A 13,330-nucleotide genomic window follows, 5' to 3' on the forward strand; every position below is an offset into this window, starting at 1 on the left:
GTATCTCCGTATGGACTCAACGGAGTCACAGTCACTCCTAGCGGAGATGACGTGGCAGGAAGCCGAAACCGCGTTCGACGAGGCGGACTTCGTCGTGCTCCCCTGCGGAGCAACCGAACAGCACTCGACGCACCTCCCGACCTCGGTCGACTCCATCCGAGCGGAGAACCTGACCGCGGAACTCGCCGCGGCGGCCCCGGAACACGACCTGAACCTCCTCGTTCTGCCGGTCCTCCCGTACGGCTACTCGGAGCACCACATCAACTACGCGGGGACCGTCTCGCTCGGAGCCGACACGTACCAAGAGATAATCATCGACGTGGGTCGGTCGGTCCAGCGCCACGGCGCGACCCGGTTTCTCGTCGCCAACTTCCACGGAGGCAACATCGAGCCGCACAAACTCGCACTCGACCGGCTCCAGCGCGACCACGGACTCGACTCGTACTACGCCCACTGGACAGACTTCGCCCGCGACCAGTTAGAAGAGCGATTCGGCACCGAGTGGGGTCACGCCGGCGAGTACGAGACGAGCGTCATCGAACACTACCGCCCCGAACTCGTCCACGGCGACCGCAAGACGCCGCAGACGAAGAAGAACCGCTACGAGGTCCGCCAGTACGCCCACTTCGACGACCTGACCGTGGAGGGCGGCCTCGGCGACCCGACGCAGTCCGACCCCGAGTTCCTCGAAGCAGTCATCGAGGCGACGACCGAGCGAATCCTGACGCACCTTCAGTCGGAACTGGAGTAACGCGGCGCTCGACGACCGAGAAACGGACGATAGCGAGCAAACCCCCGAACGAAACGAGATTTTACCGACGACTACCGCCTACAGCGTGAGGTGGAACGGCGGTTCCGTCCCCTCCGGCAGCGCTGACTCGTACTCGCCGGGCACCGACGCCTCGAACTCCTCGCGGGCCGCCGCCACCAGCGCCTCGTCCGAAAAGAGGTCGAGCGTCGTCGCCGCGAGGACCTTCGCGGCGTACACGGCCGCCTTCGACCCGAAGCTCCCGTTTGCGGCGACCGCCTGCCACGTGTGCGATGGCGTCCCCACCGGCCACGACGCCGCCCAGAACTGCGCGGTCGGCGTAATCCAGCTCACGTCGCCGACGTCCGTGGAGCCGTTGAGCACGGTCCCCACGTCGTAGGAGGGCTGGGCGTCCGGATACAGCACCGACGAGCGCGCCGCCTCCCGTCGCTCCTCGGGGAGTTGCGCCGTCCGCGCCTCGATGGTCTCCGCCGAGAGCGTCTCCTGCAGCTCCGCGGCGAACTCGCGGTCCTCGTCGGTGTACGGGATGGGACCGGCGAGTCGCATGTTCTCCAGCAGTGTATCGGACAGCGCGTGGTTCGCCACGTAGTCGTAACAGCCGGTGTGGAACCGCCGCGACACCGTCGTCTGGGTCATGAGCGCCGCGCCCTCGGCCACGTCGTCGAGCCAGTCGGTGATCCGGTCGACCTCGTCGCGGGTCGGCGCGCGGACGTAGAACCACGCCGTCGCCTCCGCGGGGACGACGTTCGGCGCGCCGCCGCCGTCGGGGATGGTGTAGTGGATACGGGCGTCGTCGGAGACGTGCTCGCGCATGAACTCCGACCCGGTGTTCAGCAGTTCGACCGCGTCGAGCGCGCTCCGACCCGACTGCGGGCTGTCGGCGGCGTGGGCCGACTCGCCGTGGAACGTGTACTCGACGGAGTTCATCGCGAGCGTCTGCGCCATGAACGGCGCGCTGAGGTGGCTCGGATGCCACGTGAGCGCCGCGTCGAGGTCGTCGAACACCCCGTCGCGGGCCATAAACACCTTACCGACGAGTATCTCTTCGGCGGGACAGCCGAAGAACGTGACCGTCCCCTCGGCCCGCCCGCCGTCGATGGCGCGCTTCGCAGCGAGGGCAGCCCCGACGCCGGCGACGCCGAACAGATTGTGTCCACAGCCGTGGCCCGGTGCGCCAGCCTCGACGGGTTCCCTGCTCGACGACACCGTCTGCGACAGTCCGGGCAGGGCGTCGTACTCACCGAGGATACCGACGTGCGGCTCGCCCTCGCCGTAGGTCGCGCTGAACGCCGTCGGCATCCCGCCGATACCCTCGGTGACGTCGAACCCGGCGTCGCGGAGGACCGACGAGAGCAACTCGGCTGACTCGGTCTCGTGAAGCCCGAGTTCGGGCGTCTCCCAGAGCGACTCGGTGAGCGAGACGAGTTCCGCCTCCAGCGACTCGACCGTCTCGAACGTCTCGTTGTGATTCATTGCGTCTCGTGCGTTTTGACTGGAGAAACGATAATAACACTTCCGGAACGGTGGACGTTCAAGCTCCGAAATCGGGTTGAGGATTGAGATTCACGAGCGACGAATATAGAAAACGAAAGATGTCAAAACCGATAGAACGACCAAATCCCGGCGATTCGAGGGTTCTCGAACCGCTCTCAGCCGGATTCGCCCGTCAGGGCTGCTGACTCCGAGGCGGAGAGCCACCTCCCGAATCAGACGGATACTGTGCGTATTGTTCACAAACGCCTCGTTTCGGCGTCGGTGGGGTCTTAATTCGTCATCTAACAACTAGTATTCGGGAGAGGCGAAAGCACTATGTGCGATGGTGACGACCCGCAGGTAATGACCGAAAACGCGAACGACCGCTCGCTCAAAACGACGGTCACAACCCTCAGAATCGTCGAATTACTCAGGGAACGCGACGGTGCCGGCGTGACCGAAATCGCCCGCGAACTCGACATCGCACCGAGCACCGCACACACCCACGTGACGACTCTCGAATCCCAGGAATACGTGGTTAAAGAGGGCGACACCTATCATCTCGGGCTTCGCTTTCTCGGTCTCGGGAACTTCGTCCGGACGCGGAAACGCCGTTTCGGGAAAGCCGAACACTACACCGACGTACTCGCCGAGGAGTCCGAGCGGCGCTCCATTTTCACCGTCGAAGAGCACGGCCGAGGAGTGTACGTCCACACCTCACCCGGAAAACACGGCGTCTGGACGCAGTCGACAGTGGGAAAGCGTGTCTACCTCCACTCGACGGCGAGCGGAAAGGCTATCCTCGCCCACATGCCGACAGAACGAGTCCACGAGATCGTCGAGCGAGTCGGCCTCCCGAAGGAGACGGAGCAGACGATTCACGACGAGGAGGCACTGTTCGACGAACTCGCCGAAATCAGAGAGCGCGGCTACGCACTGAACGTCGAAGAGCAGATTAGCGGTGTCCGCGCGGTCGGGGCCCCCGTGTTGGAACCTGACGGCGGCGTGTTCGGCGCGCTGAGCGTCGCCGGCCCCTCCAACCGGATGAAAGGCGAGCAGTTCGACCGTCTCACCGAAGTCCTCCTCGGCATCGCCGAGGAACTCGAACTGAGCATCGCGCTCTCCTGAGCGCGCCGCACCGCCGCCGTCGATCCTCATTTCGTGACACTCCTAATAGTGTAACTCGAAACGAGATGTGCCGTCCGCGACGCGACTCAGCGGGGGTGCGAAAAAACGAGAAAAACAAACGGCGTCGGTGCGGCGTTACGCCGGCGAGTAGCGCGGGTAGGAACTGTCGACGGCCTGCGCGTCCTCTTCGAGGAGGGCGACGGCGAGGAAGTCGGCGTAGTCCGCGAAGTAGTCCACGAGCCGCGAGATGCGGTTCGAGTCGATGGCCTCAAGTGAGTCGAGGACCATGAACGGGACCGTCTCGTAGACGTCGTGGATGAGGTAGCCCGCGAGCGCGAACACGAGGCCGGTCACCTCGCGCTCGGACTCCGAGAGGTGGGCGACGGAGTCCTCGTAACTCACACCGTCTTCGTTCGTCCGGATGACGTGGAGGTCGAACACCGACTTCGTGACCTTCTTTCGGCCCTCCCGAACCCGCTTTTCGGTGCGTTCGATCCAGATGCGGTCGAGGTTGTCGTATTCGAGCACGTCGAGCACGTCGTCCATGTGGGTGTTGAACTCCTCGACGGCCTCGGATTCGAGGCGCTTGATGCGCGTCCGAAGCTCCGCGAGTTCGTCTTCGATGTCCTCGCGGGCCGCTTCGAGTTCGTCGCGCTCGTCGAGTTTGCGCTCGATGTCCGCGATTTCGTCTTCGACGCCCTCGAGGTCGCTGCGGAGGCGGCCGAGGTCGTATTCGAGCTGGTTCGCCTCGCGGTGGAGGTCGAGCAGGTCGCCGTGTTCCTCGCTTTCGAGTTCGTCGACGGTCTGTTCGAGCGAGTCGATTTCGTCTTCGAGGTCCGAGCGGTCGGACTTGAGGTCCTCGATGCGCTCTTGGCGCGTCTCGCGCTCGCTTTCGATTTCGGACAGGCGGCGCTCGATGCGGTCGCGCTCGCGCTGGCGGCGCTCGTGGGTGGACTTCTCGTCTTCGAGTTCGGAGAGCTGCTCGCGGTGCGCGCGGTTGTCCTCGAGTTTCTCCTCGCGGAGCGTCCGGAGGCGTTCGAGTGTGCCCTCGATTTCGGACTTGTCGACCTCGGAGCCGCACGTCCAGCAGACGACCTGGTCGTCGCCGAGCAGTTGGTCGGTGACGCTGCCACCGGAGTCGTCGGCGTCGCGGAGCGCATCCACGACGTCAGAGGAGGTGCCAGAGAGCATCTCCTCGTTGAACTGAATCACGGACTGAAGCTCGTTGACGGTCGACTGAATCTGCTGGCGGCGCGTCCGGAGGCGGCTGATTTCGGACTCGATTTCGTCGATTTTGCCGCCGGCGACCTCGGGGAGATCCTCGGCGTCGTCCTCCAGTTCGTCCTCCTCGGATTCGAGGGCGTCGAGGCTCTGTTTTTCCGTCTCGATGCGGCGGTCCACGTCGTTGATGTCGCGGCGCTTGCTCCGGAGGTCACCGAGTTTGGATTCGAGCTCGCTCTCGACTTCCTGTCGCTCGCTGACGCTGGCGTCGTACTCCTCGACTTCCTGTTCTTTCTCGGCGAGTTCGTCTTCCTTCTCCTCGATTTGGTCTTCGAGTTTCGTCCGCCGGCGTTCGAGCTGCGGCAGGCGGTCCGAGAGGTTGCTGAGCGTCGAGAGCTCGTCGGCGATGTCGCGTTTCTCCTGCTGGAGCGACTCGATCTGCTCGTTGATGGACTCGACGTCCACCGGACGCATGATGAGGTCGCGGAGGTCGTCGCCGCGGGCGACCGCCTGTCGGGCGTCGTTCGTCTCGAGCAGGAACGCGAAGAGGTCCGCGAGGTCCGGGTCGTCGAGGACCGGATTCCCACCGGAGATGACCGTGTCGCCCTGCCGCTCGAACGTCCGGGTGTACGTCTCGTCACCGATGGTGAGTTCGACCGACCCCTCGTCGGCGTCGCCCTTGAGCGCCACGTCGTCGCTCCCGTGGGCGGCCATGATGGACCGCAAAAGCGACGTTCGGTTCGTAGCGTTCCGTCCCGCCAGGACCGTCACGCCCGGCTCGAACGACGTTGACAGGTTGTCGATGCCACCGATGTTCTCGACCGAAAGGTGGACTTTGGATTTTGACACTTGTTCTGAACTCATACCTTGACCAAATAGGTACACCAATATAAAATCATCCGTTGAATCAAGGAGAATGTGACGGAACTAATTATGTAACGCCTAGTTCGACGCGTCCTCGTCGCAGTCGCACCCTCCCCGCCGGAGCAGTTCGACGACCTCGTACTGCGTCCCGCAGTCGCGGCAGTACACCTGCGTGTCCACGAGGACGTCGAAGTCGCCGAGCCGGAGCTTGCTCGTGTTACGGAGCGAGCTCAGGCTCTGTTCGATGACCGCGACCAGTCGGCCGCGGAGCCGCTGGATGGACTCGACGACGTTGTCGACTCTGTTCCCGGACGAGGACTCTTTCGAGACGCCGCGAATCTCCGTCAAATAGGTGTAGACCGCCTGGTGAGAGACGAAATCGGAGAGCAGTTGGTCGACATCGACGCCGCGGGATTGGAGCGTGTTTTTCGCCTGAACGCGCATCCCCTCCGTGGTCTCGTCCCCGGTGAGGAGCGTGTACAGGTTCTCCACCTCACCTTCGAGAACGTCCTCACCCGCCTCGCGGAGCGCGGCGTCGAGCACCTTCTCGTTCATCAGGTCCGCGAGGTCACGGAGGCTGTCGCTGTCCTCAGGAGCCGTCCAGCGGTCGGCGAGCTGCTCGCCGAATCCGTCCAAGTCGTACGTTTCGATGACCCGTTCTACCTTGCTTAGGCGACGGTTCGTGCTTTGATCGGTACCCATTACCCGTGATTCACACGGTAACGTAAAATATCTTCAGGTTTGGAGAGCGATTCGTCACACTCGGCGAGGCGCGTTCGTCGGAATCGAACCGTTACTATCCGGCAATGTCGGATGATATGGAGTTCGGTAACTCACGCGGAGACCGAGTAGTAACGCGGAGCTGGAGTCGAGAACGCAGACGCTACGTAACAACGGGAGACGGCCGAAAAATGGAGCATCAATGGGACGTTGTGCTCGAGAGGTAGCCATCCCACGCGTTCATGAGTACCAGTTGGGCAGGCGTACTCGGTGGGGGCTACCGCGCGTACAGTATGACTGACGTACTGATGGCTATCGTGCTGGTCGCACGAGATGCTGATCACACATGGGTCAGATTGCTCCGACCATGTGCTACTACGAATCACACCCATATAATAATTATGTACTTGGCAACCGTTGTGAGTAGCGTGTGAATCACGCCCGAAGCCGCCGGTTCGACGCCGATGCTCGAAGGCGACCAGGAGCCGCCGGGCATTGGCGACATTCCGCGACGCGGGTCGAGACGGCCCCATCATGGGCGTCTCGGGCACCCCGGTTCAGCGCCGTCGCGTCAGTTCGCGTCGGGTCTCCGGACCAACTGACTGCCGAGATACGACGCAAAATACGTCCGACGATGCCGGACGAGAATCGTTCGTCGTGAGCACCGATGCGAAACCGACGTATTGAATCCTAAAGTGTCGATTTCAGCCGTATCAGTGTCTCCGGACAGCAGTCGACGAAGTGGACGTATCGAATCGAATAAAACGAGACGCCGGCGGTGGTGGTGAAACGCCTCGAAGCCCGTCGAAAGAGGCGCTATTGCTTGAGGTAGCCGCCGTCGACGGCGATGGACTCGCCGGTTATCCAGTCGCCCTCCTCGGAGAGCAGGAGGACCGCGACGTGACCGACTTCCTCGGGTTGACCGATTCGGTCGAGGATGTGCACGTCGAGCGTCTCCGCGAGGATTTCGTCCGGCGACTTGCCCGACTGCTCGGCGTGTTCGTCGAGCCACGCCTCGACCATCGGCGTCTCGACGGTGCCGGGCTTGAGCGCGTTGACGGTGATGCCGTGGTCGCTCAGTTCCTTCGCCAGCACGGTCGTGAAGGCGAGAACGGCCGCCTTGGACGCGCCGTACGCACCCTGTCCGGCGAACGGTCGCTCCGCGCCGACCGACGAGATGTTGACGATGCTCCCCTCGGTTTCGCGGTCGACCATCCGGGCGGCGACGGCCTTGGAGACGAGGAACGTCCCCTTGGCGTTCACTTCGAAGTGGAGGTCCCAGTCGTCTTCGGTCGTTTCGAGAAGCGGGATGGCCTGCTGAACGCCCGCGTTGTTCACGAGGCCGTGGATGTCGCCGAGCGACTCGACCGCGGCGTCAACGGCGGTTTCGACGCCCTCGGCGTCGGTCACGTCGACCTCGTACACCTCGGCCTCGCCGCCCTCCTCGCGAACGAGTTCGGCCGTCTCCGCGGCCACCTCGGGCTTCGTGTCGAAAATCGATACGTCAGCTCCGGCGCGGGCGCAGCGGACCGCAATGCCGCGGCCGATGCCGCGCGCACCGCCGGTGACGACGATATGCCTGTCTCTCAGTCGGGTGTCTGTGTGCGTGCTCATAGTCGGTAGTACCGGGATATCGTATAAATAATTGCGCTGTACGCCGGCCGGTTACTCGTCGCGCTCGGCGACGACGGGGTTGGTGAGCGTGCCGATGCCCTCGATTTCCACGTCGACGCTGTCGCCCGGCGCGAGCAGTTCCGGCGGGTCGCGGAAGATGCCGACACCGCCGGGCGTGCCGGTGGAGATAACGTCACCGGGTCGGAGTGTCGTGATGTTACTGATGTACTCGACGACCTCGTCGACGCCGAAGATGAACTCGGAGGTGTTGGACTCCTGTTTCGTCTCGCCGTTGACGCGGCAGGCGACGTCGAGGTTGTGCGGGTCGAGGTCGCCCTCGGGGACGAACGTCGGCCCCATCGGGGCGAACGTGTCGTAGCTCTTGCCGCGGAAGAACTGGCCGTCGTCGAACTGGGCGTCGCGGCCGCTCACGTCGTTGATGGCCGTGTAGCCCGCGACGTAGTCGAAGGCGTCCTCGGCGTCGACGTTCTTGGCCGTCTGGCCGATGACGACGCCGAGTTCGACCTCGTAGTCGACCTCGTCGATGGCCGACGGGTGGACGATGGGGTCGCCGGGGTTCGTGACGGACGTGCCGGCCTTCCCGAACAGGAGCGGACGTTCGGGCACCTCTTCGTCCTGTTCTTCGGCGTGGTCGTGGTAGTTGAGTCCGACGCAGACGATTTTTCCGGGGCGCGGCACGGGCGCGAGGAGCTTCACGTCCTCGACGAGGACCGACTGATCCTCGGCGGCGTCTGCGGCGTCCTCGACGACGGTGAGGAAGCCGGGGCTGTTCAGGTTCTGGACGGTGACGTCTTCGCGGAGACCGGAGAGCGGGACGACGTCGTCGTCGCGGCGGACGCCCCATTCGGGGGCACCGCCCGCGGTGTATCGAACGAGTTGCATCGTTACACTCTGCCACACCGTGATACCTAACTGTTGCGCTCTACGCAGCATTGCGACGGTCGAGGTGGGTCCGCGGTCCGCCGACTACGAGTACGTCAGGTTCACTTCGATGACGTTCGCGCTCTTGAGAATCTGGTTCGGCAGTTCCTCGGTAAAGCGCTCCTCGCGCATCCGGCTTTTCGGCCCCGAGACGCTCACGGCGGCGATGGCGTAGTCGTCCTCGTTGAGTATCGGCGCGGCCACACAGCGCATGCCCTTGACGCGCTCTTCGTCGTCGTACGAGTAGCCGCGCTCGCGGACCTGCTCCAACACGTCGAACAGTTCCTCGCGGTCCGTGATAGAGCGGTCCGTCACCGCCTCTAACCCGTGGCGGTCGAGAATTCGCTCGACTTCCTCTCGCGGCCGGTTCGCCATGATTGACTTCCCGAGGGCCGTCGTCTGCAGCGGGACACGCATCCCCGAGTGGGTGTCCAGCCGGACGGCGTCGGGGCCCCGCGACCGGTACAGGAAGACGCCGACGCCGTGTTCCTCTATCATCAGGTTCGCGTGCTCGCCGGTCACCTGCGCGAGCTCGTTTATCTCGGGACGCGCGATTTTGAACACCTTCTGGCGAGACCGCGCGTGAGCGCCTAACTGGAGGAACCGCGTGCTGACGTAGTAGGTGTCGCCCTCCTTGACGAGGTACTCCTGTTGCTCCAGCGTCCGCAGATGGTCGTGAATCGTGCTGGTCGGCTTGTCCAGTTGCTTGGCTACCTCCGAGACGCCCGCCCCGTCGAGCTCCCGCAGGAGATCGACGAGTTCGAGCGAGATTTTGACCGCGTTGACCGGAACGTCCTTCGCCATAGTTGGTTATGAATCCTCATCCCTCAAATGTCTTTCCGCTATGGCCGGAAATGAGGAGGTGTCACGAGCGATGAACTCCGTGTGAGAAATTTAAATAATCTAGATAATTCAGATATTGTGGCTATTCAGGTAGACGAATGACGCGAAGATAGCAAGAAAGAAAGCGAGTACCCGAGGCGACCGAGCGCGGCACGCTCGACCTGTGGGACGTCTCAGCTAAACTGCGGGATGACTTCGTCCGCGAACAGTTCCATGCCGTCGGTGTCGGGGAAGTCGATGAACCAGCCCTGGAACTTCGTCACGCCCGCGTCGATGCGGCGCTCGATAGCTTCCGCGCACTCCTCGGGCGTCCCCATGATGAAGTACTCGCGGGCGTCTTCCTCCGTCACGATGGGCGCTTGGTCCTGGTACTCCTCTTCGAACTGGATGGGCGTCATCAGGTCGAGCAGGCGGTCGAACTTCTCCTCGTCGCGCGTGCAGATGACGTGCCCGTCCCACGAGTACTCGATTTCGTCGGGGTCGCGGCCGACGGTCTCGCAGTGGTCTTCGATGACGCTGATTTTGTGCTCGAGCGTCTCCACGTCGCCGTTGAACACGTCGGTATTCCACACGTCGGCGTGCTTGGCGACGAGTTTGAGCGTGACCTCCTCGCCCTGTCCGCCGACGAGAATCGGCGGGTGCGGGTCCTGAACGGGGCCCGGCACGCAGTAGGCGTCCTCGATTTGGTAGTGCTTCCCGTCGAAGCTCGCGCCGTCGCTGCCGGCGGCCCACATGCGCTTCATGAGGCGAATGGACTCGTCGAGGCGCATCAGGCGCTCGAAGCCGTCGCGGTACTCCCAGCCGTAGGCGTCGTACTCCGGCTCGTGCCAGCCTGCGCCGAGGCCGAGTTCCAGCCGCCCGTCGGAAATCACGTCGAGCGTGGCCGCCATCTTGGCGACGAGCGCCGGGTTGCGGTAGTCGTTACAGAGGACGAGCGAGCCGAGGTTGATGTCCTCGGTGAAACCGGCGATGGCCGACAGCAGCGTCCAGCACTCGTACTCGGCGTGGTCGCGGCCCAACAGCAGGTGGTCGGGTGCCCACGCCGCGTCGAAGCCGAGTTCCTCCGCCTTCTGGACGCCCATCTTGGTCGTCTCCCAGTCGAGCGACTCGTACTGCGGCGTGTCGCGGTGCGTCGGCTCGGTCCCCTCGTCGGGCGCGCCGGCGAAGACGGGGACGTTGTACTCGAAACTGATGTCAGACATCGTTACTCGATGGCGAAGTGTTCGAGCGCCTCGCGGTTCAGTTGCGTGCTGACGCCGGGTTCGTCAGGGAGCGGAATCGACCCGTTTTCCGGCGACGGCGGGTTCTGGAAGATGGCGTCGGCGTAGGTCGACTCGCGTTTCTCCTGGCGCTCCTCGAACCACTCGGGCGTCGGGAAGTACTCCGCCATCGGCATGTTCGTGTGGCCGGCGATGGCGTGGAGCGTCGGGTTCGTGCCGGCGTGCGGGATGACGGGCACGTCGTGGACTTCGGCCATGTCGGCGACCTTCTGGAGTTCCGTGATGCCGCCGACGCGGCCCACGTCGGGCTGGAGGATGTCGACCGCACCTTCTTCGAGGAGGTCCTCGTGGCCCCAGCGGGTGAACTCGTGTTCGCCGCCCGAAATCGGCATCGGGGCGGCCTCGCGGACCTCGGCGTAGCCGGAGATGTCGTCGGCGATAACCGGCTCCTCGACCCACGCCATGTCGTACTTGCCGAGGCGCTGGGTCATCTCCTTGGCGTACTTGACCGACCAGCCCATGTAGGCGTCGCCCGCGATTTCGATGTCGTCGCCGACGGCGTCGCGGACGGTCGCGACGATTTCCTCGTTCTTCTTCATGCCCGCGCGGCCGTCCTCGGGGCCGTGGAGGAAGCGGAGCTTCATCGCGTCGAAGCCCTCCTCGACGTACTGGATGGCCTCGCGCTCGAGTTTCTCCATGTCGACGGGGTGGAGGTTCGACGCGTAGGCGGGAATCTCGTCTTTGGTGGGACCGCCGAGCAGTTCGTACACCGGCTTGCCGGCGTCCTTCCCGGCGATGTCCCACAGCGCCTGGTCGACCGCGCTGATGGCCATGACCGCGACGCCCTTCCGGCCGAACGGCAGCGTGGCGCGGTACATCTGCTCCCAGAGCAGTTCGCGCTGCATCGGGTCCTCGCCAACGACGATTTTCGAGAGCGTCTCCTCGACGACGGTGGCGATGGCACCCGTGCCCCAGTTACCGACGCCGACGCCGGTGATGCCCGCGTCCGTCTCGACCTCGACGACCACGTCGCCCACGGGGCCCATCCACTTGCGGCGGGCCTGCGGGTTCTCCCCGTCGACGTTGCGGTACTCGTCGTACTTCGACATGATGGTGACGAGCGGGAATTCGATGAACTCGCCCCACGACTCGTTGCTGATTTTCGTCGCTGAGATGTCTGTAATCTCCATGATTTGTTTGGTACGACCTCACATCCAATCGGCACGGGTAAAATAGTTTCTGTCGTTGAGCGACCCATAGCCCGGAGAGGTCGCTGTTTCGTCAGTCGGTCGGCCCCGCCGTCAGTCGGTCAAAGAAGCCTCGAATCGGTCGGTGATGAGACGGCGACGCCTCGGTGGGGTGCCTCTTTCGCGTCGTTTCAGCCGTCGAACTGGAAGACCGGCTTGCAGGTCTCGGAGTCAAGGAAGGCCTCGAACGCCTCGGCCGGCTCATCGACGCTGTAGGAGGTGTCGAGAATCTTGTCGACCGCGATTTCGCCGCGCTCCATCAGGCGGAGCGCCTGCTCGAAGTTGGTCCACGTCGAGCCGTAGGAGGTGTTGATGTCGATTTCACCGCGGACAGTCGAGGTGAGGCTGAGTTCGCTCGGCGAGTTTGGGATGCCGACGACGACGATTTGGCCGCCCTTGCGGACCACGTCGTTCCCAGAGACGACGCCGCTGTGGTGGCCCGTCGCGTCGAAGACCACGTCGAAGCCGATGCCGTCGGTCTGGCTCTCGACCCGCTCGTCGAGGCCGCCTTCCTCCTGGAGGTTCACCGTGTCGATGCCGAGGTCTTCGAGTAGCGGGAGGCGATACGCCGCGTCCTGTCCGAGGCCGGAGACGACGACGTTCGCGCCGAGGGAGTCGGCGACGGCGGCGACGAGCATGCCGATGGGGCCCGGCCCTTCGACGAGGACGTTGTCGCCGGGCGTCGTCACCGACTGGTCGAGGACCGCGCGCGTGGCGATGCTCGTTGGCTCGGTGATGGCGGCGTGCCGGAGGGGAACGCCCTCGGGCACCGCGTGGACGTGTTCGGGCGTGACGGTGACGTACTCCGTGTACGCGCCGTCGCGGTGCATGCCCGTAATAGAGAAGTTCTGGCAGACGTTGGGCTGGCCGTTCTGACACTGGAAACAGTGGCCGCAGTCGTGAATCGGCTCCTCGACGACCTTGTCGCCGACCTCGAACGTCTCGACGTTCTCGCCGACTTCCGTGACCGTCCCGGAGTACTCGTGGCCCATGATGCGCGGGATGGGAATCCACTCGTAGCCGCCGTCGTACTTGTAGGCGTGGGCGTCGCTACCGCAGAGACCCGCGGTGTGGACCTTGATGAGCAGTTCGTCTGCACTGGGAGTGGGAACCTCCCGCTCTTGTGTCTCTACCGAGCGCGGCCCGGTCTGAATAATGGCTTTCATAGTTGCAAATGACCGTGTGGGATCGTCTCGTTTACACCATGTGAACACACCGATTAATATGTTTGGGTGCGGGTGGAGAATTTCGGCCGTAGCGCGGCTGCAGCCGCGGCTACACCGGGCAAG

11 protein-coding genes are annotated in these 13,330 nt (G+C 63.9%); 2 read left to right on the forward strand and 9 right to left on the reverse strand.

The window, feature by feature from the left end:
- The first annotated feature begins 46 nt into the window (after nt 1-46).
- Nucleotides 47-751 (forward strand): creatininase family protein, encoded by a 705-nt coding sequence (locus NKF06_RS00895; protein ID WP_058828667.1) that lies wholly within the window; start codon nt 47-49, stop codon nt 749-751.
- A 78-nt stretch (nt 752-829) separates the two neighbouring features.
- On the opposite strand, the gene NKF06_RS00900 is transcribed toward NKF06_RS00895, so the two are convergent.
- The gene (locus tag NKF06_RS00900) at nt 830-2,242 is read right to left on the reverse strand and encodes an amidohydrolase (protein WP_253244228.1); all 1,413 of its coding nucleotides are present in this window, start codon (nt 2,240-2,242) and stop codon (nt 830-832) included.
- A 363-nt stretch (nt 2,243-2,605) separates the two neighbouring features.
- Between NKF06_RS00900 and NKF06_RS00905 the strand changes: the two genes are divergently transcribed.
- Nucleotides 2,606-3,370: an IclR family transcriptional regulator gene (locus tag NKF06_RS00905; protein WP_253244229.1), complete on the forward strand. Its 765-nt coding sequence runs from the start codon at nt 2,606-2,608 to the stop codon at nt 3,368-3,370.
- A 135-nt stretch (nt 3,371-3,505) separates the two neighbouring features.
- Here NKF06_RS00905 and NKF06_RS00910 read toward each other — a convergent pair whose 3' ends face one another.
- The 8 genes from NKF06_RS00910 to rhcE all read right to left on the reverse strand — a co-directional run bounded on the left by NKF06_RS00910 (nt 3,506) and on the right by rhcE (nt 13,207).
- Nucleotides 3,506-5,455, reverse strand: a complete 1,950-nt coding sequence (locus NKF06_RS00910) for an archaea-specific SMC-related protein (RefSeq protein WP_058828511.1) — start codon at nt 5,453-5,455, stop codon at nt 3,506-3,508.
- A 78-nt stretch (nt 5,456-5,533) separates the two neighbouring features.
- Nucleotides 5,534-6,157 carry a rod-determining factor RdfA gene (gene rdfA, locus NKF06_RS00915; protein ID WP_058828512.1) on the reverse strand — a complete coding sequence of 208 codons (624 nt, stop codon included), beginning with the start codon at nt 6,155-6,157 and terminating at the stop codon, nt 5,534-5,536.
- 834 nt (nt 6,158-6,991) lie between these two features.
- Complete coding sequence (gene rhcB / locus NKF06_RS00920) at nt 6,992-7,789, reverse strand: L-rhamnose 1-dehydrogenase (protein WP_253244230.1); 798 nt, start codon at nt 7,787-7,789, stop codon at nt 6,992-6,994.
- 51 nt (nt 7,790-7,840) lie between these two features.
- Nucleotides 7,841-8,692, reverse strand: a complete 852-nt coding sequence (rhcF, locus tag NKF06_RS00925; protein WP_253244231.1) for a 2,4-diketo-3-deoxy-L-rhamnonate hydrolase — start codon at nt 8,690-8,692, stop codon at nt 7,841-7,843.
- Nucleotides 8,693-8,776: 84 nt separating this feature from the next.
- On the reverse strand, nt 8,777-9,535 hold the full coding sequence (locus NKF06_RS00930) for an IclR family transcriptional regulator (RefSeq protein WP_042662384.1): 759 nt from the start codon (nt 9,533-9,535) through the stop codon (nt 8,777-8,779).
- 212 nt (nt 9,536-9,747) lie between these two features.
- Nucleotides 9,748-10,776, reverse strand: coding sequence for a TIGR03560 family F420-dependent LLM class oxidoreductase (locus NKF06_RS00935; RefSeq protein ID WP_253244232.1), 1,029 nt, complete (start codon nt 10,774-10,776; stop codon nt 9,748-9,750).
- Nucleotides 10,777-10,778: 2 nt separating this feature from the next.
- Nucleotides 10,779-11,984, reverse strand: a complete 1,206-nt coding sequence (gene rhcD / locus NKF06_RS00940) for an L-rhamnonate dehydratase (protein WP_253244233.1) — start codon at nt 11,982-11,984, stop codon at nt 10,779-10,781.
- 188 nt (nt 11,985-12,172) lie between these two features.
- Entirely contained in the window at nt 12,173-13,207 is a 1,035-nt protein-coding gene (gene rhcE, locus NKF06_RS00945; RefSeq protein WP_058828517.1) for a 2-keto-3-deoxy-L-rhamnonate dehydrogenase, read from the reverse strand.
- Nucleotides 13,208-13,330 lie beyond the last annotated feature (123 nt).

The organism is Haloferax sp. AB510 (assembly GCF_024136985.1).
Taxonomy (GTDB): domain Archaea; phylum Halobacteriota; class Halobacteria; order Halobacteriales; family Haloferacaceae; genus Haloferax.